We start from the raw sequence: 21,901 nt of genomic DNA on the forward strand, positions 1-21,901 counted from the left end.
CGCGTCCCTATGTCAGCGCTTATGTGAGCCTTGTGAGCTGTGACGCGGAGCGTCACGGGATGCGTTCCCACGCGGAGCGCGGGAACGATCAGTCAGCGAAATCAATGGGTTGACGCTCCAGGCGCCGCCCAGAGCCGTGTACAGGTTCACCTCCGCGACCAGTTGCGCCAGCCGATCGACAATCAGCGCCTGCTGCGAACTGAACAAGGAACGCTGCGCATCGAGGAACGTCAGGTTGCTGTCCACACCGCTGCGGTAGCGGTGCTGGGCCAGGTCGTAATAGGCCTGGTTGGCGGCGACGAAATCCCGTTGCGCGTCCAACTGGTCGTTAAAGGTTTGCCGGGCGGCGAGGCCGTCGGCGACTTCCTGAAACGCCGTTTGAATGGATTTTTCGTACTGCGCCACCGTAATGTCTTTCTGCAGTTTGGCGTAGTCGAGGCTGGCGCGCAGGCTGCCGGCGTTGAAGATCGGCAGGTTGATTTGCGGCTGGAAGGTCCAGGTGCCCGCGCCGCCCTTGAACAGCCCCGACAGCTCCTTGCTGGTGCTGCCGGCGTTGGCGGTGAGCGTCACCGACGGAAAAAATGCTGCCCGCGCCGCGCCGATATTGGCGTTGGCGGCTTGCAGTTGGTATTCGGCCTGGAGGATATCCGGGCGCCGTTGCAGCAGGTCGGAGGGCAAGCCTGCGGGCAGGCGCGCCACCAGGTCATCAGCGAGCGGGCGCGACGGCAGGTTTTCATCCACCGGGCCGCCCACCAGCAGGGCCAGGTTGTTGACATCCTGGGCGACCTGGCGCTCATAGCGGGCCACGCTGGCGCGGGTGCTTTCTACTGCCGTGCGGGCTTGCACCACATCCAGTGCCGAGGCCTTGCCCGCGGTTTTGCTGCGGCTGGTGAGCTGCCAGCTGTGGTCGTTGGCGGTCAGGGTTTGTTTCGCCAGGGTCAGCAGCTCCTGGTCGGCGCGCCAGGTCAGGTAGGCATTGGCGACGTTGGCCACCAGGCTCAGTTGCGCGCTGCGCCGCGCCTCTTCGGTGCCCAGATACGTGAGCATCGCCTGCTCGCTGAGGCTGCGCACCCGTCCGAACAGATCCAGCTCATAGGCACTCAGGCCCAGGGTGGCCGAATAGTTGGAAGTGATCGCCGACTTGCCGGTGCCGGTCAGATCGCCCGGTACTTTCTGGCGTTTGCCGGCGCCGCTGGCCGATATCGCCGGGAACAGGTCCGCTCGCTGGATGCGGTACTGCGCCTGAAACGCCTGCACATTCAGCGCCGCTACCCGCAGGTCGCGGTTATTGGCCAGCGCTGCGCCGATCAGCTGTTGCAGCGCCGGGTCGTGGAACAGCTGCTGCCAGCCCGGCTCGACCGCCACAGTGCCGGCTTGCGCCAGGCTGTAGACCCCGCCTTGTGGGTACTGCGCCGGCACCGGCGCAGCGGGCCGCTGATACTCGGGGATCAGCGAGCAACCGCCGAGCACCCAGGCCATGCCAACGGTGGTGAGGATGAATTTTTTCATCAGGCGCCAACCATCCATTTGGCCAGGCCATGGCGCCCGCTGACGCCCAGTTTGGCGGCGGCACGCTTGAGGTAGGTTTCGATCGAGCTGTTTTTCACGCTGAGTTTTTCCGCCATTTGCGGCACGGTGCCGCCGGTCAACAGGCCCAGGCACACCTCCTGCTCACGCGCCGACAGGGTGATATCGCTGAGGGACAGGCGCTTGTAGAACTCGCGCTGCAACTGTGACTGCTCCAGCTGGCTGTGGGCTGGTTCGGCCTGGCTGTGAGGGGCCTGGCGCAAAATCCGCGCATGCCGTTCCATCAACGGCAACAGGGTGTCCGACAAGCACTTGAGAAACGACAGTTCTGCCAGGGAAAAGCCTTGTTGGGTCGGCGGGCGGTAGAACGAAATCACGCAGCGTCGGTTGCCCTGGCGCGAGACCAGGTTGCACTGGTGCGAGGTGCCGCGTGGGTGTGCGCTGTTGGCCTTGGCCTTCATCTGGATCAGCAACGGGTCTTGCATGCGCAGCATTTCCCGTAGCAGCGGGTGGTCGTTCAACGCATGTACGGGCTGGGGCGCCAGCAGGTGTTTTTTCAACCCGGCGCTGCCCAGCAGTTGAATATCGATCGCGCTGTCACGCAGTTCGTCGAGGGTCCATTCACTCAGGTCGACCAAGTGAATCGGCACCCATTTATCCACCAGATGCAGCATGTTGGCGGCGAAATTTTCCTGGCCGCTGTTTGAAATCAATTCACCCATTTCGGCGTAGAACTGCGGGCTGTGGGCGCCGCCAATACTAGAAGTCAGACTCATAGCCATCTCATCCTTGATGTCGAAAACCGTCAACGGGTGCCCTGGGTCTGTGTGGGGCGGCCCGTACTCCTTGAACGTGACTCTTCTTTAGCGTCATTCGGCGTTCGAGATTTTATTTAGCCATAGCGATTTGTCCTACGTATGTAGCGGAAACGAGGGACACAAGCTGCCATAAAAACTACGTCATTAATTCGACGTTTCAGACGGAGAATTCCGCCAACGAAAAACCATGGCTAAAAATTAGAGCTGATTAACCAATTGATATTTATAGTAAAAATAAGTAATTGGGGCGTGTTGAGAAAAACTGACTGCGGCCATGTGTAGTCAATTTCCTACAGCGCTTTAATCGTTTCAGCAGTCAACCATCAGCCAAGCCCGTTTCCATCCATATGAATGTCCGGGTTTCGGGTGACAGACACCTTCGGGTCGCCATGCTCAAATCCGGCAATTTTGGCGAAATAGGCCCGTGTGCGGCCGTGCCGGACTCCTATTGAGAAGGATCTTATGAAGCATTCCCCAAGCTTCCCCCTGACTGCCGCCCAGCAGGACATCTGGCTCGACCAACTGCGAGCAGGCGACTCGCCGCTGTACAACATTGGCGGCTATATGGATTTCGCCGGCCCCTTGGTGCCGGAACTGATCCAGCGCGCCGCCGAGCTGCTGGTGGCCAAGCACGATGCCTTGCGCACCCAGTTGCACACCGATACCGACGGCTTGCCTCGACAGACCTTCGACGCTGCGCTGACGGTGCAGGTACAACGGCACGACTTCTGCGCGCTGCAAGACCCGCAGGCCGCGAGCCAGGCGCTGATGCAAGCGCAAATGGCCCGGCCCTATGCGATGAGTGGTGAACCGTTATTGCGGTTTGTCCTGGTCAAGCTCGATGACGACCACTACCGCCTCGGCATCCAGGCCCATCACCTGATTCTCGATGGCTGGGGCTTTGGCCAGGTGCTGCAATCCCTGGCCCGGCTGTACACCGACCTTGAACAGGGACGGCAACCGGAGCCGTACGCCCCGTCCTATATCGACTTTATCGACACGGACCTGCGTTACCAGGCATCGGCCCGTTACGCCCGTGACCGCGCGTACTGGCTGGACAAATACCAGGTGCTGCCCGAGCCGCTGCTGACGCCGCGCCACAATGCCCCGGCGTCGAGCAACACCTGGGTGGAGCCGTTCCCGGTGGCGCTGCTCAACCGCATGGAGCAAGTCGCCAACCGTTACCAGGCCTCGGCCTTCCATGTGTTGCTGGCGGCGCTGTACGTGTATTTCACCCGCACCAGCCAGCGTGAAGAGTGGGTGGTGGGGCTGCCGATTCTCAACCGTTCCAACGCACGTTTTCGTTCCACCGTGGGCTTGTTCACCCAGGTCAGTGCAGTGCGTTTCCAGTTCGATGCGCAATTGCCGTTCAGCGCGGTAGTGCGCGGTGTGCGTGACCAGCTCAAGCAGGACTTTCGCCACCAGCGTTTTCCCCTGAGCGAGATGAACCGTGAACTGGGCCTGCGCCGTACCGATCGCGGCCAGTTGTTTGATTTGTCGGTGTCCTTTGAGCAGGACGATCACGACCTGCGCTTCGGCCAGGTCCAGGCCCGCGCGGTCAAGGTCTCCAACTACCACGAGCCGCTGCCGATTGCCTTCCACCTGCGCAGCAACCGTTATCAGGACACTGCTTGCCTGCACTGCGTGTACAACGAGGCGTGGTTTCGCGAGGACGAGGTGCAGGCGTTGGCGCAGCGCTTTACCTGGCTGCTGGAACAGGGGTTGGCGAATACCGCGTTGACGCTGGCTGAGTTTGCCTTGGTGACGCCGGCCGAACAGCTCCGGTTGCAGCAGTGGAATGCCACCGCACAAGCGCCTGCCAGCGCGCAAACCCTGCATCGGCGCATCGAGGCGCAAGCAGCGCGCACGCCTGACGCCATTGCGGCGGTGCATCAGGACCGGCAATTGACCTACGCCCAGCTCGATCAACAGGCCAATGCCCTGGCCCACCAATTGCTCGAACATGGCGTGCAGCCGGATGACCGTGTGGCGATTGTGGCGCGGCGCGGGCTGGACACCGTGGCCGGGTTGCTGGCGATCCTCAAGGCCGGCGCCTGCTACGTACCGGTGGACCCGGCTCACCCGGCCGAGCGCCTGAGCTACCTGCTGCACGACAGTTCCCCGGTGGCGGTGCTGGCCCAGCACAACGTGCTGGCGCGCCTGCCGATGCTCGACGTGCCGATAATCCGTTTGGACCTGCCGGCCCACGGCCGCAGCGACAGCCCACCGGTGGCGGTCACGCCGTCGAACCTCGCGTATGTGATCTACACCTCAGGCTCCACCGGTTTGCCCAAAGGCGTGATGGTTGAGCACCACACCGTGTCGAACCTGGTGGACTGGCACTGCCGCGCCTTCAACCTGCACGCGGGCAGCCAGACGGCCAGCGTGGCCGGCTTCGGTTTTGACGCGATGGCCTGGGAAGTGTGGCCGGCGTTGTGCGTGGGCGCGACCTTGCACTTGCCGCCGGCACAGGACGACGCCCAGGACATTGATGCGCTGCTCAACTGGTGGCGTGCGCAGCCGTTGGACGTGTGCTTTTTGCCGACGCCGGTGGCCGAGTACGCCTTCAGCCAGCGTCTGCAACACCCGACCCTGCGCACCCTGCTGATCGGCGGCGACCGCCTGCGCAGCTTCAGCCGCGCACAAACCTATGACGTGATCAACAACTATGGCCCGACCGAAGCCACCGTGGTCGCCACCTCCGGGCGCGTCGAGGCGGGCCATGCGCTGCACATCGGCGCGCCGATCGACAATGCCACGGTGTACGTGCTGGATGAACAGCGGCGCCCGGTGCCGATTGGCGTGGCGGGGGAGCTGTATATCGGCGGCAAGGGTGTGGCGCGGGGTTACCTGAACCAGCCTGAACTGAGCGCCGAGCGCTTTGTGGATGACCCGTTCAGCGAGGGCCGGATGTACCGCACCGGCGATCTGGTGCGCTGGCTGCCCGACGGCAACCTTGAGTACCTGGGCCGCAATGACGACCAGGTGAAAATCCGTGGCGTGCGCATCGAACTGGGGGAAATCGAGTCCGCGCTGGCCAGCCATCCGGCGGTCCAGGAAGCCGTGGTGCAGTGTCGCGAGGGCCAGTTGTTGGCTTGGTTTGTCGCCCGGCACAGCGTCGAAATCGAAGCGTTGCGTGCCCATCTGCAAGCCTCGCTGCCCGATTACATGCTGCCGGCAGCCTATGTGCAGTTGGAGGCGATGCCGCTGACCGCCAACGGCAAGCTCGACCGCAAGGCGCTTCCTGCGCCCACCCAGCAAGCCTTTGTCACGCGCCAGTTCGAAGCACCGTACGAAGGCGCGGAAACCCTGCTGGCGCAGATCTGGGCTGAACTATTGCAGGTGCAGCAAGTGGGGCGCCATGACCATTTCTTTGAACTGGGCGGCCATTCGCTGTTGGCGGTGCAGTTGGTGCAGCGCATGCGCCAGGCCGGCTTGCATGCCGATGTGCAGGTGTTGTTCGGCCAGCCGACGCTCGCCGCGCTGGCGGCGGTCAGTGGAGGCAGTGAGGTACAGGTGCCGGGCAATCGTATTGCGCCAGGTTGCAGCCACATCACGCCGGACATGCTCGCACTGGCCGAACTCGACCAGCCGAGCCTGGATCGTATCGTCGCCGGCATCCCCGGTGGGGCTGCCAATGTGCAGGAAATCTACCCGCTGGCGCCGTTGCAGGAGGGCTTGCTGTACCACCACCTCACGGACGCGCGCGACCCCTACCAGCAACATGCGCTGTTCAGTTTTGTCCGTCGCGACCAGTTGGAGGCGTTTGCCCAAGCGTTGCAGCAGGTGATCAACCGTCACGATATTCTGCGCACCAGCCTGGTGTGGGATGCGCTTGAACAACCGATGCAAGTGGTGTGGCGCCAGGCGCAGTTGCGCGTCGAACCGCTGCAGGATCAGCACGCACCGCTGGATCTGCGCCAGGCGCCGCTGATGGCACTGGATTACGCCGAGGAGCCGCACAACCAGCGCTGGGTCGCCAAGTTGCGCTTCCATCACCTGGTCAACGACGCCACCTCGACCACTGTGCTGGTGGATGAAATTCGCGCCCACTTGCTGGGCCAGCAGGCGCAATTGCCGGAACCGGTGCCTTACCGCAACATGGTCGCGCAGGCCCGTTCGGCAGCGCGCCAGGCGGCCCATGAAGCGTTCTTTCGCGAGCGCCTGGCCGACGTTGACGAGCCGACCCTGGCGTTCGGCTTGCAGGAGCGCCAGGCCAATCGCGCCGACATCGAAGCGGCCGAACGGCCCTTGGCAGACGCCCTCAACCTGCGCCTGCGCGCTCTAGCGCGAGCGCTTGGGGTGAGTGCCGCGAGCCTGTTTCACCTGGCCTGGGCCCAGGTACTCAGCCGGGTCGCGGGCCGCGATGATGTGGTGTTCGGTACCGTGTTGCTCGGCCGTTTGCAAGCCGGCGAGGGCGCCGACCGTGCCTTGGGCATGTTTATCAACACCTTGCCGCTGCGCGTGCGCCTGGCCGGGCAAAGCGTGGTCGCTGCGCTGGCAGACACCCATGCGCAACTGAGCGCGCTGGTCGCCCATGAACAGGCATCGCTGGCCCTGGCCCAGCGTTGCAGCGGTGCATCGCCGCTGTTCAACAGCCTGCTCAACTATCGGCACACGGCGGCGGACAGGGACCTGAACCTGGTGCCGGGCATTGCGCTGCTCAGCAGCGAAGACATCCTCAGCTATCCGCTGATGCTGACGGTCGACGACGTCGCCAGCGGCTTTCGCCTCACGGCCAAGGCGCCGCGCAAGGTCAGTGCCGAGCGCTTGCTGGATTATATCGAGACGGTGTTGCGCGGCCTGGCGGAAGCCCTTGAACACGCGCCGACCACACCCCTGCGCGAGGTACAGGTGCTGCCGGCCAGCGAACTGAAAACGCAGTTGCTGGACTTTAATGCGACCCACACCGACTACCCCGAAACCCTCACCGTCCAAGCCCTGTTCGAAGCCCATGCGCGGCAGATTCCCAATGCCATTGCGGTGCAGGCCGGCGAACGGCAGTTGACCTACCGCGAGCTCAACGAGCGTGCCAACCAGCTTGCCTTTCACCTGCGCGAGCGCGGCGTCCAGCCGGATTCGCGTGTGGCCCTGTGCGTCGAGCGCGGGCTGGAACTGGTGGTGGGGTTGCTGGCGATCCTCAAGGCGGGCGGCGCCTATGTGCCGCTGGACCCAGGCTACCCGCGCGAACGCCTGGCCTACATGCTCAGCGACAGTCAGCCCGTGGCGTTACTGGTGCACGCGGCCACCCGTGACTTGCCCGGCGAGGTGTCGATGCCGGTAATCGACTTCGACCGCTGCGCCTGGAGCCAGGCACCTGGCGGCAACCCGTTGGTGCCCGGTTTGAGCGTCGCCAACCTGGCCTACGTGATGTACACCTCCGGCTCCACCGGCACGCCCAAAGGCGTGATGATCGAGCATCGGGGCTTAAGCAACCTGATGCACTGGGGCTCCCGGTTGTGCCCGAATGCCCGGGGCGGCGCCTTGTTGCAACGTGCGCCGTTCAGCTTCGATGGCTCGGTGTGGGAGCTGTTCTGGCCGCTGACCAATGGCATGCGCCTGGTGCTCGCACGGCCCGATGGGCACCGTGAACCGGCGTACCTGGCCCAGGTGATCCGCGAGCAACAGATCAGCGTGATCAAGTTCGTGCCGGCGATGTTGCAGCAGTTTCTGGAACTGGAAGAGTCCGCGCTGTGCACCAGCCTCACCGACGTGCTCTGCGGTGGCGGTGAGCTCACTGAAGCCCTGGCCCGAGGCGTGCAGGCACGCTTGCCCAACGTGCGCTTGCATAACGTCTACGGCCCCACCGAAGCCACGGTGGACAGCAGCGCCTGGACCCTGGAACCCGGCGCCGCCGTGCCGGCCGTGCAACTGCCGATTGGTCGGGCGATCAACAACACCCGCCTGTATGTGCTGGATGAACATGACACGCCGGTGCCCATGGGCGTCAGCGGCCAACTGCATATCGGCGGCGTCGGCGTTGCGCGGGGCTATTTGGGCCTGGAACAGATGACCGCCGAGCGCTTTATCGACAGCCCGTTTGTGGCCGGTGATCGGCTGTATCGCACCGGCGATCTGGTGCGTTACTTGCCCGATGGTAACCTTGAGTTCCTGGGGCGCAATGACTTTCAGGTCAAGCTGCGGGGCGTGCGCCTGGAGCTGGGCGAAATCGAATCGCGCCTGGCCGCGCACCCGGCGCTGCGGGACGTGGCGGTGCTGATTCGTGATGAGCGTTTGGTGGCGTACTTTACCCTGCGCGGGCAAGTGCCAAGCCTGGAAGCCTTGCGTGCGTACGTGTTGGAACAGTTGCCTGAATACATGGTGCCGGCGGCCTTTGTGCAGCTTGATGAATGGCCGCTTAACCCGGCTGGCAAACTCGACCGCAAAGCCTTGCCGGAGCCTGGGTTGGAGGCGGTGGTGAGTCGCGCGTATGAGCCGCCGGTGGGTGAGATGGAAACCCTGATGGCGGGCATCTGGGCCGACGTGTTAAAGCTTGCGCGGGTAGGGCGTCACGACCACTTCTTCGAATTGGGCGGGCACTCGTTGCTGGCGGTGAACCTGGTGGCACGGATGCGCAAGGCTGGGTTGGAAGTGGATGCGCGCACCTTGTTCAGCCAGCCGACGTTGGCGCAATTGGCCGCCTGTACCACCGCTCAGGTACAGCGCGTAGAAGTGCCGCAAACCGCGATCCCCCAACTTAACCGCCGCCGCCGGATCTGAAGCCTGGAGGCGGGCGATGTGGGAGCCGGGCTTGTCGGGTCGCCGCATCGCCGCGATAGCGGTAGTTCAGGCAACGCCTCTGTTGCTGATACGCCGCTATCGCAGCATGGGTATCTACACAACGTTTGAAGGCAGCCAATTTCACCTGTGGCGAGCAGGCTTGTCCTGCGTTGGGCTGCGAAGCAGCCCCTAACCCAGACGCTGAGTTCTTTCAGGAAAACTGCAGTGCCTTTACTGGGGCCGCTTCGCAGCCCAACGCAGGACAAGCCTGCTCGCCACAACAGCCCACCTGCCACAGACTTGGCTATCGCAGGCAAGCCAGCTCCCACATTTTTAGACCACAGTCAGGCAGTTGGTTTTGGAGGATTCAGGCACTCGATAGAGCGGTCCACCGTGGTCTTGGCCACCTCCAGCAAATGCCACACCGCCAGAATCTTCTCCCGCTGGGGGCTGGCCAGCAGATCACCGCAATTGAGCGCGGTCGCTGAAGCGCTGTCGAGCAAGCTGGCGGTGTAGAGCAGGGCGTCTTCGAAGCTCAGGTCTTCGATTTGAACACCCTTGGAGGGCAGGTAATGGTCGATGGCGCGATTGAAGGCGGCGCGGTCTTTGGTGCAATTGCGGGGTGGGTCGGGGACGACTTTTTTCATGGTGTACCTTCGCGTTAGATAAGGGACGGACACCCTTCGCGACTAAACGAGGGTGGCGGCTGTACGCAGGTTAGTCGACCGGCTCCAACGCGAAAATTCCGGCGCACCCGAAGGTGCCCTGCGCACAGCCACCATAAAACCTCATGGAGGACCATGCACGCGTTGGAAGGTCGGGCGACTAAACCCGATCACTGATGAGCAGTGACGGATCGCAGACTAGCCACCGATTCCAACGGGCACAAGGCGGCAGGGATTGTCTAGGAAACGTCCTGCAATTAAAAGAGACACGCCTTGCTGGCCCTTTACAAACCATGACCAAACGCCATCAACCGCAGGTTCCGATTTGATCGTTCCCACGCTCCGCGTGGGAATGCAGCCCGCGACGCAAGTGCGCAATGGTGGAGAGACGCAGCGCGTCCCAAGAGGCGTTCCTTTGCTGCGCGTGGGAACGATCGCCATCAACCGCAGGTTCCGATGGAACCTTTTTTGCCGTCACCACCAACACACTGTGCAGTTTCGCCTGAAACGTCGGCGTCAGCGTTTCGACGCCGTTGGATTTTGATGGACAACCTGGCTCATGACCCCAACGCTTGGACACTTTCAGCCTTTCATACAGACGCGCGCGCCGACGTTGCCTACCCCTCGCACAGAGGCCGACACCTCCAGCCTGCCGACGCGCGCGCAAACACGGCCGGCGGATGATCAACGCTCAGCGACGCAAATCTACAAGGACAACCCCATGCTGGGCACGGGCATCATGTCACGCGCCTATGGCTGGAACCCACAAAGGCGTGAGCGCCAAACCCGATTGATCACCCACTTGAAGCGACAGGTGGGCGACTTTACCGCCGCCAACCCAGACCCCGTGTCGCGCGCCGACGCCATGTATCGCCTGGCGCGGGTGATCCACCACATCGACAACGACCCCTGTCTGCGCCGGGTCAAAGGCAGTTATCCAGGGGATGGGCGCCTGGACGTGCAGGGTATAAAAGGGTTTGCGTCCGAGGTGGACCGCCTGACTCAGTTCGCCGAGCAAGGCTACCGCGTACTGGTGGAGGGCGGTCGTGGGGTCGTCTGGCCAAAGCCTGCCCCCCACGGCCGCGCAGCAGGTGACCGACGCGCGGTGCAGGCAATCACTGTGAATCCCTTGTTCAAGGCACTTGATAACGTGCTCGACGCGAACGAACGGCTCGCCTTCAAAGTGCTCGTAGGCGGTGACTGGAACGACCCCCGGTTACCCGCCGATGTTCGTGCAGCCAGTGCCGCGAATGCTGAACACCTCCTTGAATTCATTGATCAGCAAGGCGGCGCCCATTCCACGGCCAGTAACGGCGAAATAGACGGAAGGGTGGAGGACGTTCCTGACCTTCCTGCGTCTTACCTGACACGTGAGCATTTCACTTACCCCGGTTCTGAAGCGCGGCGGCTGTCGGATTTTGCTTATGTCGGTTATGCCGTGTTTGAGAAGCGCTAGCCGTGTTGCCGACGGGCACGTACTGCTGGCGTTCAATATCCTGTTGCATCACTGCGCAAATCAACACCAGCGCATGTCTGGTGTGTTGTGTTGCAAGGGGCATCGCCGGGATGTTTGAAGTGGAACACGTGTGAGAGGCAAGTAATACCGTTTATCGGATGAGTGCACTGTTTTTGAGAGGGATATCTTCTGTTGTACGCGTCTTTTTGAATGAAGGGCTGAGGGTGTTTGTAGATTGATAGTTTATAAGGTATTAATTCTGCACGGATAATAACTTGGCGTTGAAGGTTGATTGCCTGTTATTGGTAGTGCGCAATTATTAGTCATCTGATTTGATTGAAAGATATTTCCTATTGTTTGGTCCGACTTCTCCTACGTCTGCGGCGTGAGAGGTTTGCATTTTTTTGCAGTAGAGCTAAATTGGCTTTGTTTATTTTAATAGAAGATTGAAAAACAACCCATTCATAACTACTCTGGAGAAAGAAGATGAAAACTGTTGAAGAGTTTTGCGAGTCGGTTTTTTATGGTGGGTTTGGTTTTGCATCATATGGCGGCAGACTTGGTGGGTCAGACTTCTATGCTGCCTTCGCGCTTGAAAGCGATGGTGCCTTTTCCATGAGGTGATTAATGAACGTCTATTTATTAATTAGGTCGGGTGCGTTAGCGACTCTTTTTATTAAAGAACAATTGAAGGAGCCTCTTGCGTTATTTTGGATCGTCCTCTCCCCAGTTGTCACCTTTTACTTAATTATGTATGCCCGGATGACCCGTGCGGAAATGTCGGCTGATTACATTTCGGTGACCTCATGGTTCTACGCCTTCGTATCGTCGAGTGTCGCCATGTTTGGGCTGGCGTTTTATATAGTGGGGAGAAGAGAGAGCGGTTTTCTTCGATCGTTTGTCTATACGAATCGCACGAAGAGGGTCTTTCTTGTTGGTCAGTTTTTGGCCTATTCAATTATGTCAATGGTTTATTGTTTGGTGTTCTATGTTCTGACGCGGGTGTACTTTGGTGAGATGAGTTTTGTTGAGTTTCTTGTTGTCGCTGGAAGATTCTACATTTGTTTTTTGCTGTTTTCGATACCGTCACTGTTATTGACGCTGGTTCCGCTGGGGTTTCAAAATGCGAATACTGTGTTTTCAGTGTTGTCTTTCCTGATGTTGGCGCTTGGGATTGTGAGTATAAGCTCGTCCCATCCGGTGATAGAAGTGGTGAAATTTTTCAATCCGATGTGGTGGGCTAGCCAGATTATGCAGGGGGGTGTCTTTGAATCTTTATATGTAGTGATGACCATTGTAGTGCTGTTTGTTTTGTCGCTGGCTGTGGTCTATAAATTTTTGCTCGTCAATCCGGTTTGGAGTCGTTACTGATGAAACGTTTGATTGTGAATTCGCTAGACGTCCGGTATGAGCGCCATACGGTATTTAATAAGGCGTCAATGGTGGTCGAAGCGGGCTCCATCTCAGGCTTACTGGGGCCTAACGGATCTGGAAAAACTACTTTTTTTGATGTGATTTGCCGTCTGAAGAAAATGGAGGCCGGTGAGATAGTCAATTCGTTCTCAACGTTTCTTTACTTGTCTCAAGTTATCACTACGCCTCCAGTGCTTCGAATGTTTGATGTGTTTAAAATGATGATGATTTTTTGTGCTGATGTGCCGGTTACTCAAAAGCATGCGTTAGAAAAAATCGAAATGTGGAGCCCGGGGGTTGCCGAGCGCTATTGCGACATCTGGAACAAAAAATCCTCGCTTTGCAGTTATGGAGAAAAGCGTTGGTTTTTTACGCTGTCTCTGCTCGCTGTAGGGGCCGATCTGGTCATTCTGGATGAGCCTACAGCGGGCGTGGATCCGGAGTTTCGTTATCATATTTGGAGGTGTTTGGAAGGCGCTGCGCAGCAGGGTGTTGCTGTTCTCGTCTCGTCACATAACGTTGACGAAATCGTCAATCATTGCGATGACTTTTACATGCTGAGTCAGCAACGCTTTAACCGCTTTACTGACGCAGGAGGGTTCATGGGGGCGTATGACGCCAAAAGCCTGGATGAGGCCTTTATTCACGCGGCAAGCTTGCCAACAAATTAAGTCAGACTTTGCCGCGCGACGTTATTTACCTATGGGAACAAACGCCACGCTGCCACCCGAGCGCTTCTGGAACAACCGTTCGCCATTATCCGGCTGAGTGGTGATCACCGTGTGATCCGCGCCCAGGTAGGCCAGCGGCGTCGGGTCTTCCTTGGAATACTGCGCGACGATAATGGTGTGCTGCGGGTCGAAGCCCTGGCCGCTGGTTTTTTCCAGCCAGGCCATCAAGGCGGCGCTGTCGCCCTGGCGCGGGAAGTCCTGGGTCTCGCTGACGTAGTAGAACGGTTTGCCGCCATTTTGCAGGTACATCGGCACCTTGTTGTCGACTTCTACCATCACCATCTGCCAGTGAGCCCACGGCGCACTTTTGACCGCCTCGGCCTGTACGTCGTCGGCGAAGCGGGTCACGCCGCCATTGCCGTTGACCCAGGGATAGATCCCTCCGAGCACCAGCAACAGCAGGCCTGCGGTGAAACCGAAGCCTTTTTGCCAACGCGGCCAGCTGGCGGTTTTTTGCTCCAGGCGTTCACTCAACCACCAGGCCGCCAACAACTGGGCAAAAGGCACCAGCGGCAGCACGTAGTAGCTGCGCCGGCTGCCACTGGCGGTGAAGAACACAAACAGCAGGCCCAGGCCCCACACCAGCCAGCGCACGTTCGGTGGCGTGTGGCGCCAGTTGCGCAGCGCCAGCCACAGGCCCAGCAACCAGCACGGTGCCCAGGGCAAGGTGTAGGCGGGCAGGTAGATCAGGTAGGTGTAGATCGGCCCCATGTGGTCGAACGGGTCGAAGAAACGCACGACGTTTTCCTTGAACACCAGTTCAAGGCCACTCTCGCCGTAAGTCGGCGCGCCGTAGAGGTGGGACAGCACGAAGGGAATCGCATAAAACGCCGCTGCAATCAGCATGGCCAGCAGCAGGCGCAGGTTGAGGTGGCGCTTGTAGCGGTGCTCGCTGAGCAGGTGCGGCAGCAGCACCAGGCCCGGCAGCACAAAACCGATCAAACCTTTGAACAGCGAGGTGGCCGCCAGCAGCAGGAAAAACACCGTGTAGCGCCCCAGCCGCGTGTCGTCCGGCCCGCGCCAATACCACCACACCGCCGCCAGCACGCCGCACACGGTGAGGATATCGGCCGTGGCCACGCGCGCCCAGAACAGAAAGTAGAAGGTGGTGGCGAGCATCCAACCGGCAATCAGCCCGGTGCCTTTGCGAAACAGGCGTTCGCCGATCAGGTACACCAGCCAGATGCTCAGCCACGCCGCAATCACCGACGACAAACGCAGCGACCAGGGGCCAAGCCCGCCCATCAGGTTGGCGAAGCCGGTGATCAGCCAGTAGGAGGGCAGGGGTTTGTCGTAGTAGGGCGCGCCCTTGAGGTAGGGGTCGAAGTAATCACCGCTTTGCAGCATCTGCAACGCGATATTGGCCCAGCGGGTTTCCGGCCCCCACAGGTCGCGACTGCCCAGGCCCAGCAGCAGGAGCAGCGCCGAGACGCCCAGCAGCAGCACCAGGGCGCCGCGTTCGGTTTTGAAGACACTCATGGGCGGCTCTCAAGGCAGACGTAACGTTAAGGAAGCTGCGGATAAATAATCAAGAGCAGGGCGCCTTTGCGATAGCGCTTGCCACCCGGTGGCAGTTGCCCTTCTTCGCGGTGTTCGCTGGTGCTGCGCACGCGCATCAGCACACCGACCGAACCTTGCTGGCGCGCCTGCGCAAGCCAGGTCTGCACGCTGTCCAGGTCGACCTTGCGGTGCACCGAGTCGGCGTACTTGAGGCCATAACGCAGCTCGCCTTCGGTGTCGTAAAACGCCACTTCCGTGCGACCCAGGCGCCAGGACAAGGCCGACGCCGAGCCCAACTCGTTGCTGATCAAAGCATGGGTTTGTTGCAATTCGTCCAGATGCTCAAGCACGAACTGGTCGGGCATTTCGGTATCGGTGATCATTTCCGGCATGCCCGCCGGCAGCAACGCCACCAGCAAACCGATGCCCAGTGCCGGCATTGCCCACAGGGTCAGCGGGCGCAGCGCTTGCAGCAGGTTGGCGAGGATCCAGGCCAGCAATACGATAAACGCCAGGGACAGGCTGAACATCTCCGCGTGGCTGTTGCCGTACATCGGGTTGCTGATTTGCAGGTAGATCAATGCCACCATCGCCGCCAGGCCAATCACGGCGTTTACCAGCCCGTTGATCAGGATCGCGCGGGCCTTGCCTTGCTGGATCAAGTCGATCAGCGCGTGGCCCATCAACAAGGCCAGTGGCAGCAGGCACGGCATGATGTAGGTCGGCAATTTGCCGCGGCTCATGCTGAAGAAGGCCAGGGGCAACAGCAACCACAGGGCCAGGAACACGATGGCCGGCTGGGCTTTGTCTTTCCAGGTTTTGATCAGTGTGGCTGGCAGCAACGCCGCCCAGGGCAGGCAGGCGACCACCATGATCGGCAGGAAGAACCACCAGGCCCGCGCATGCTGGGCATTGTCGGCAGAGAAGCGACGGATATGCTCGTGCCAGAAGAAGAAACGCCAGTAGTCAGGCTCCTGCAAGTGAATGGCCAAGGCCCACGGCACACACAAGATCGCGGCGACCACAATGGCCAGCGGGCCGTAGCGCAACAATTCGCCCAGGCGGCGCTGCCAGAGGATATAGGGCACGGCGATCAGCACGGGCAACAGCCAGGCCAGAAAGCCCTTGGTCATAAAGCCCATGCCGCAGGCCACGCCCAACACTGCCCAGGCACCCAGGCGGCTACGCGGCGTGCGGCTGTCGAGGGCAAACCACAGCGCTACCAGGCTGAGGTTGACCCAGAAGGTGAATTGCGGATCGAGGTTGGAATAACCTGCTTGCCCAGCCACCAGCCCGAAGCTCATGTAGAGCAGGGCGCAGGCGAAGCTTTTGCGTGGGTCGTTCCACAGGCGGCGGGCGATAAGGTAGGCCAGCACCACGCTCAGGCCGGTGGTCAAGGCCGAAGCCACACGCACACCGAACAGGTTTTCGCCGAACACCGCCTGCCCGAGGGCGATCAGCCAATAGCCGGCGGCAGGTTTTTCGAAATAGCGCACACCCATGAAGTGCGGTGCGACCCAGTTGCCGCTCTGGAGCATTTCCTGGCTGATCTGGGCGTAGCGGGTTTCATCCGGGATCCACAAACCGTGCAGGCCCATGGGCAGTAGATAGAATACCGCGAAGGCCAATAGCAATAGAGGTAAGGGTTTAAGCAGTCGAGTCATGAAAACGTCGCTCCTTGACGTTTAATGGCGAAGTAAGCAGATGTGTAAAAGTTTGTAGGAAGAATCACTAAGTTCACTAAGTCGATGAAAGTATTCATGACGTCCAATAGTAGCGGGCGCAGTTGAACATGCCAGAACAGGGCTGTCGTTTTGCTGAACATGAAGAAAGTTATAGGTAAAAAAGTGTCTATAGCTTTTTAAGTACGGCGGCCCAGGCGGGGCCTTTCATGATGCCAAGCGTCTCGAATTTGCCGTTGGCCAGTACGCGCACGAACAGGGCACTGCCGTACTCGGAGAACGTCGCATGGGGGTAGCCCAGGGCGCTTTCGAAGTCGGCAATACAGCCGCTGTGGGTGACAAAAACGAGGTTACGACCAGGTCGTTTGCGGCTGAGCAGTTCTTCATCGATGTCCTCGCCACAGATGGTCTTTTCCCCAGCGGTCAGCTCGGCTTTGCCGAACATGAAGTGCGAGGTCTGTACCGTGCGCAAGGCCGGGCTGGCAACGATGTCGCTGTTTTCCAGGCCCAGTAGTTTGAAGGCCTTGCCCACTTCTTCAGCGCGTTGGGTGCCGACGGTCGTCAGGCCTTCAGGTGCGCCGAAGCAGGCATTGGGCGAGCGGTCGCAGCGCTCTTCGTGACGCACCAGCACGATCAGGTCGCCATTACGCCAGGCCGGCAGCACTTGCGAGGTCAGCAGGCGATTGCCGACGCTCAGGTCGCGCGGCGAGAACGGCCACACCAGGAAACCGGCGAGCAGCAAGCCGATAACGGCAAGGCCCGCCCACCACTTTCGCAGGCGCTTGAGATAGCCCCGGCGTGAGCGCGGTTTGGTCAGGGTAAGGTCAACCACATCATTCACCATGGGCACTGTCTTCAGTGTTTTATTCAAATAGGCGCAACGCACTGACGGATGCCCGTAGTTGAAGCGGAGCGTGTCATAGCGCTGCTGTCTTTTGGCTGAACATCCGACGGTTAAAAGTTGCCGTGGGCGGTAACTAACAAGTTGCCGTCTAGCGACGCATGGCGGGCAATTTAGAGGGGCGAGGGTGGGCAAGCGGTGAAATCCATGTGAAAAATTTGCGTGGGGCCGTCAACCAGCCGTTATGCTCGTTTGCAGTCCTTTAAACGAGCGTGTTTATGTTGCAGGTGCAAGGTGTTGTTAAAAGCTACGCCACCCCGCAAGGTCCACTGCCGGTGCTGGCGGGTGTCGACCTGTACCTGGGAGAGCGTAGCAGCCTGGCGCTGATGGGCGAGTCCGGCAGCGGAAAAAGTACGTTGCTGCATCTGGTCGCCGGGCTCGACCGTGTGGACAGTGGCACTGTTCAGGTGGGCGAGCAGCGCCTGGACCAACTGAGCGAGGCGCAACTGGCGCATTGGCGGCGTACCGAAATCGGCCTGGTGTTCCAGCAGTTCAACCTGATCGGCAGTTTGCGTGTCGACGACAACCTGGCGTTCCAGGCACGTCTGGCCGGGCGCTTCGACCCGCAATGGCAGGCGCAACTGGTTGAGCGCCTGGGCCTGGGCGATTTGCTCAAGCGTTATCCCGAACAACTCTCCGGCGGCCAACAGCAGCGGGTTGCGGTGGGCCGTGCGTTGGCCTCGCGCCCCGGCTTGTTGCTGGCGGATGAACCCACCGGCAATCTCGACGAGGCCACCAGCGATGACGTGCTGCAATTGCTGCTGGACCTGCTGCGAGACAGCCCCACCAGCCTGTTGATGGTCACCCACAGCCCGCGCATCGCCGCGCGCCTGGACCGCCAGGTGGTGTTGCGGCGTGGTCGTGTGGTCGCATGAGATGAGGGTATTTTATTGGGCACTGCGCGCATTGTTGAGCCATTGGCGACGACACCCGGTGCAGTTCTTCAGCGTGCTCACCGGCTTGTGGCTGGCCACCGCGTTGTTGACCGGCGTGCAAGCCCTTAACAGCCAGGCGCGCGACAGCTATGCACGTGCCAGCCAATTGATCGGCGGTGAGCCCCAAGCCAGCCTGACTGCGCCGGACAGCGCGAGCTTCCCGCAAGCGCTGTTTGCCGAACTGCGCCGCGCCGGCTGGCCGGTGTCGCCGGTGGTGCAGGGGCGGCTGCAGCTCAAGGGGCATGAAGATCTGCGCCTGCAATTGATGGGCATCGAGCCATTGTCCTTGCCCGGTGGCGGTGCGGTGGCGGGGCAGCGCTTGAGCCAGGCGCAGATGCTCGGGTTTTTCAACCCGCCTGGGCAAACCTGGATCGCCGCGCAAACCTTGCAGGCGTTGGGGTTGCAGGCCGGTGCGCGACCGTTGACGGCGAACGGCCAACGGTTGCCACCATTGCAGGTTCAGCCTGACATGGCTCCCGGCCTGTTGCTGACCGATATCGGCTTCGCCCAACCGTTATTGGACATGCCGGGGCGTCTGTCGCGCCTGCTGGTGGACAAGGCCTTTGCCGCCACCCACCCGACGCCTCCCGCCGCGCTGCAACTCAAGCAAGGCGAGGACAACAACCTCTCGCGCCTCACCGAGAGCTTTCACCTGAACCTCGATGCCTTGGGTTTTTTATCCTTTGTAGTCGGCCTGTTTATTGTCCACGCCGCCATCGGCCTGGCCCTGGAGCAACGCCGTGGCTTGCTGCGTACCTTGCGTGCCTGCGGGGTCAGCGCGCGCCTGCTGATCGTCAGCCTGGCGGTTGAGCTGGGCGTGTTGTCGTTGCTGGGTGGCGTGTTGGGTGTGATCAGTGGTTACCTGCTGGCCAGCCTGTTGCTCCCGGATGTGGCCGCCAGCCTGCGCGGGCTGTATGGCGCCGAGGTGGCGGGCCAATTAAACCTCAGCCCGTGGTGGTGGCTGGCCGGCTTGGGCTTGAGCCTGCTCGGCGCGCTGCTGGCGGGCGCCAGCAGCCTGTGGCGCGCGTCGCGTTTGCCCTTGCTGGCGCTGGCCAATGCCCAGGCCTGGCACGAGGCGCACCGGCGTTGGCTGCGACGTCAGGGTTGGGTGGCGGCTACTGCGTTGGCGATTGCAATGCTGGCGCTGTGGTGGGGCAACAGCCTCACTGCCGGGTTTGTGCTCATGGCAGCCTTGCTGCTGGGCGCGGCGCTCGGCCTGCCGGTGGTGCTCAATGGCCTGTTGACGGCGGTGCTTGGACGTAGCCGTTCGGTGTTGGGCCAGTGGTTTCTTGCCGACTGCCGCCAGCAGTTGCCGGCCTTGAGCCTGGCGCTGATGGCGTTGCTGTTGGCCCTGGCGGCGAACATTGGTGCGGGCTCCATGACTTCGGGGTTTCGCCAGACGTTCAATAACTGGCTGGAACAACGCCTTACCGCCGAGCTGTACCTCAACCCGCAAAACCCGGCCCAGGCCGAGCAGATTTCCACCTGGTTGGCGCGGCAACCGCTGGTGCAGGCGGTGCTGCCCACCTGGCAGGTGGCGGTGCAATTGCAGGGCTGGCCGGCGGATGTGTTCGGGGTGGTCGACGATCCGACCTATCGCCAGCACTGGCCGCTGCTGCAAGCCGCCAGCACACCCTGGGATCAACTGTTGCAGGGCGATAGCGTGATGCTCAGCGAGCAATTGGCGCGCCGCTTGAAGGTGGGCCTGGGCGACGCCATCAAGCTCCCCACGCCGCAAGGCGTGTGGTCGCCAAAAGTGGTGGGGGTTTACGCTGACTACGGCAACCCCAAGGGCCATCTGCTGGTCAATTCGCAACACCTGCTGGCGCACTGGCCGGGCCTGGCACCGGCGCGCTTCAACCTGCGCGTACTGCCCGGCAATGTGCCGGCGCTGGTGCAGGAGGTGCGGCGCGCCTTTGCCCTGGAGGACAGCCGCATCGTCGATCAGCAGCAGCTCAAAGGCTGGTCGAGCCAGGTGTTCGAACGCACCTTCGCCGCCACCGCGGCACTCAACAGCCTGACCCTGGGTGTCGCCGGTGTGGCGCTGTTTATCAGCCTGCTGACCCAGAGCCAAAGCCGCCTTGGCCAACTCGCACCGCTGTGGGCGCTGGGCGTGACGCGCCGGCAACTGATGCTGCTCAACCTCGGCCAAACCTGGCTGCTGGCGGTGTTGACGCTGGTGTTGGCCTTACCCTTGGGCCTGCTGCTGGCCTGGTGCCTGGACGCGGTGATCAATGTGCAGGCGTTCGGCTGGCGCCTGCCATTGCAAGTGTTCCCGTGGCAGCTGGCGCAATTGCTGGGGCTGGCGATGCTTGCCACGCTGCTGGCCTCGGCCTGGCCGCTGTGGCAGTTGTACCGCAGCCGCCCGACGGATTTGCTGAGGATCTTTGCCCATGAAGATTAACCCCTGGTGCTGGGCCGCCGTGTTGCTATTGACCGCCTGCGACAAAGCCCCCGCGCCGCAGGAAAGCTTCGCCGGCCTTGGCAGTGAAGCGGCGGATTTCGCCCAGGTGGTGCCTGGCAAGGTCTTCAGCTTTCCCGAAGACCACGGCCCGCACCCCGGCTTTCGCATCGAATGGTGGTACGTCACCGCCAACCTCAAGGATGCCCAAGGCCATGTGTTCGGCGTGCAATGGACGTTGTTTCGCAACGCGCTCAAGGCCGGGCCGGTACATGCGGGCTGGCGTGACTCGACGATCTGGCTGGGCCACGCCGCCGTCACCTCCGCCACCCGGCATTACGCCGCCGAGCGCTACGCCCGTGGCGGTGTTGGCCAGGCCGGCGCCCAGGCAGCGCCATTCACTGCCTGGCTCGACGATTGGAGTTTTGCCACCCGGCCCGATGCCGCCAGCGCCTTGGCCGATATGCAACTCAAGGCCACAGGCCCACAGTTTGCCTACGACTTGCAACTGACTTCCAGCCGCCCATTGGTGCTGCAGGGTGAAAACGGCTACAGCCGCAAATCCGATCAAGGCCAGGCGTCCTACTACTACAGCCAGCCGTTTTTTACCGCAGCAGGCAATGTCACTCTCGACGGCACCACCTACCAGGTCAGCGGCCCGGCCTGGCTCGACCGCGAATGGAGCAGCCAGCCCCTGGCCGCGAGCCAGACCGGCTGGGACTGGTTCTCCCTGCACCTGGACCGTGGCGAGCAGTTGATGCTGTTTCGCGTGCGGCAAAAGGACGGCACGGGTTACCTGACCGGCACCTGGATCGACCAGCAAGGGCACACCCAGACCCTGCATAACGCCGATATTCAACTCACACCGCTGGCCACCACCGAGGTTGACGGGCGCACTGTTCCTACGCGCTGGTCACTGAAAATTCCCGGCAAGCAACTGGATATCACGCCCCAGGCCGTCAACCCGAAGGCGTGGATGAACCTGAGCATCCCGTACTGGGAAGGGCCGGTGCAGTTTGACGGTGGTGTGGGGTATCTGGAGATGACCGGGTATTAATCGCGGGTTTTTGTAGGCGATTTTTCTCTGCCGAGTAGGCAACTTCCCAAATGTGATTTCCCGCGCCCGCCCTTGTGTGCGGGCCGCCTGTGCTT

The 21,901-nt window shown here is 61.2% G+C and carries 14 protein-coding genes; 8 read left to right on the top strand and 6 right to left on the bottom strand.

Going from position 1 to position 21,901, the window contains the following annotated elements; translation table 11 throughout:
- Window positions 1–12 precede the first annotated feature (12 nt).
- Window positions 13–1,509: an AdeC/AdeK/OprM family multidrug efflux complex outer membrane factor gene (adeC, locus tag HBO41_RS28730; RefSeq protein WP_169988674.1), complete on the bottom strand. Its 1,497-nt coding sequence runs from the start codon at window positions 1,507–1,509 to the stop codon at window positions 13–15.
- Window positions 1,509–2,303: a helix-turn-helix transcriptional regulator gene (locus HBO41_RS28735; RefSeq protein ID WP_026013880.1), complete on the bottom strand. Its 795-nt coding sequence runs from the start codon at window positions 2,301–2,303 to the stop codon at window positions 1,509–1,511. Before HBO41_RS28735 ends, adeC begins: the two co-directional genes overlap by 1 nt.
- Window positions 2,304–2,807: 504 nt before the next feature.
- On the opposite strand from HBO41_RS28735, the gene HBO41_RS28740 reads away from it, so the two are divergent.
- A complete protein-coding gene (locus HBO41_RS28740) occupies window positions 2,808–9,065 on the top strand; it encodes a non-ribosomal peptide synthetase (protein ID WP_169988676.1) in 6,258 nt (2,085 codons plus the stop codon).
- 344 nt (window positions 9,066–9,409) lie between these two features.
- Here HBO41_RS28740 and HBO41_RS28745 read toward each other — a convergent pair whose 3' ends face one another.
- On the bottom strand, window positions 9,410–9,712 hold the full coding sequence (locus tag HBO41_RS28745; RefSeq protein ID WP_138454081.1) for a DUF6124 family protein: 303 nt from the start codon (window positions 9,710–9,712) through the stop codon (window positions 9,410–9,412).
- A 631-nt stretch (window positions 9,713–10,343) separates the two neighbouring features.
- Between HBO41_RS28745 and HBO41_RS28750 the strand changes: the two genes are divergently transcribed.
- The 4 genes from HBO41_RS28750 to HBO41_RS28765 all read left to right on the top strand — a co-directional run bounded on the left by HBO41_RS28750 (window position 10,344) and on the right by HBO41_RS28765 (window position 13,270).
- Window positions 10,344–11,186 (top strand): hypothetical protein, encoded by an 843-nt coding sequence (locus tag HBO41_RS28750; RefSeq protein ID WP_169988678.1) that lies wholly within the window; start codon window positions 10,344–10,346, stop codon window positions 11,184–11,186.
- 486 nt (window positions 11,187–11,672) lie between these two features.
- Complete coding sequence (locus tag HBO41_RS28755; RefSeq protein ID WP_169988680.1) at window positions 11,673–11,810, top strand: hypothetical protein; 138 nt, start codon at window positions 11,673–11,675, stop codon at window positions 11,808–11,810.
- A 3-nt stretch (window positions 11,811–11,813) separates the two neighbouring features.
- Window positions 11,814–12,557, top strand: coding sequence for an ABC transporter permease (locus tag HBO41_RS28760; RefSeq protein WP_169988682.1), 744 nt, complete (start codon window positions 11,814–11,816; stop codon window positions 12,555–12,557).
- Window positions 12,557–13,270: an AAA family ATPase gene (locus HBO41_RS28765; protein ID WP_169988684.1), complete on the top strand. Its 714-nt coding sequence runs from the start codon at window positions 12,557–12,559 to the stop codon at window positions 13,268–13,270. Before HBO41_RS28760 ends, HBO41_RS28765 begins: the two co-directional genes overlap by 1 nt.
- 21 nt (window positions 13,271–13,291) lie before the next feature.
- Here HBO41_RS28765 and HBO41_RS28770 read toward each other — a convergent pair whose 3' ends face one another.
- From HBO41_RS28770 to HBO41_RS28780, 3 genes are all read right to left on the bottom strand, one after another.
- Window positions 13,292–14,809, bottom strand: coding sequence for a glycosyltransferase family 39 protein (locus HBO41_RS28770; RefSeq protein ID WP_169988687.1), 1,518 nt, complete (start codon window positions 14,807–14,809; stop codon window positions 13,292–13,294).
- Window positions 14,810–14,835: 26 nt separating this feature from the next.
- Window positions 14,836–16,494 carry a lipid IV(A) 4-amino-4-deoxy-L-arabinosyltransferase gene (gene arnT / locus HBO41_RS28775; RefSeq protein WP_017139564.1) on the bottom strand — a complete coding sequence of 553 codons (1,659 nt, stop codon included), beginning with the start codon at window positions 16,492–16,494 and terminating at the stop codon, window positions 14,836–14,838.
- A 187-nt stretch (window positions 16,495–16,681) separates the two neighbouring features.
- The gene (locus tag HBO41_RS28780) at window positions 16,682–17,356 is read right to left on the bottom strand and encodes a histidine phosphatase family protein (protein WP_026013879.1); all 675 of its coding nucleotides are present in this window, start codon (window positions 17,354–17,356) and stop codon (window positions 16,682–16,684) included.
- Between the two features lie 275 nt (window positions 17,357–17,631).
- On the opposite strand from HBO41_RS28780, the gene HBO41_RS28785 reads away from it, so the two are divergent.
- The 3 genes from HBO41_RS28785 to HBO41_RS28795 are packed head-to-tail and all read left to right on the top strand — an operon-like array spanning window position 17,632 to window position 21,806.
- A complete protein-coding gene (locus tag HBO41_RS28785; protein WP_017139562.1) occupies window positions 17,632–18,288 on the top strand; it encodes an ABC transporter ATP-binding protein in 657 nt (218 codons plus the stop codon).
- A gap of 1 nt (window position 18,289) precedes the next feature.
- The gene (locus HBO41_RS28790; RefSeq protein WP_169988689.1) at window positions 18,290–20,752 is read left to right on the top strand and encodes an FtsX-like permease family protein; all 2,463 of its coding nucleotides are present in this window, start codon (window positions 18,290–18,292) and stop codon (window positions 20,750–20,752) included.
- Entirely contained in the window at window positions 20,742–21,806 is a 1,065-nt protein-coding gene (locus HBO41_RS28795) for a lipocalin-like domain-containing protein (RefSeq protein WP_169988691.1), read from the top strand. Before HBO41_RS28790 ends, HBO41_RS28795 begins: the two co-directional genes overlap by 11 nt.
- The last annotated feature ends 95 nt before the right edge of the window (window positions 21,807–21,901 follow it).

The sequence above is a fragment of the Pseudomonas sp. WS 5146 genome (assembly GCF_012985495.1).
In the GTDB taxonomy this organism is placed as follows: domain Bacteria; phylum Pseudomonadota; class Gammaproteobacteria; order Pseudomonadales; family Pseudomonadaceae; genus Aquipseudomonas; species Aquipseudomonas edaphica.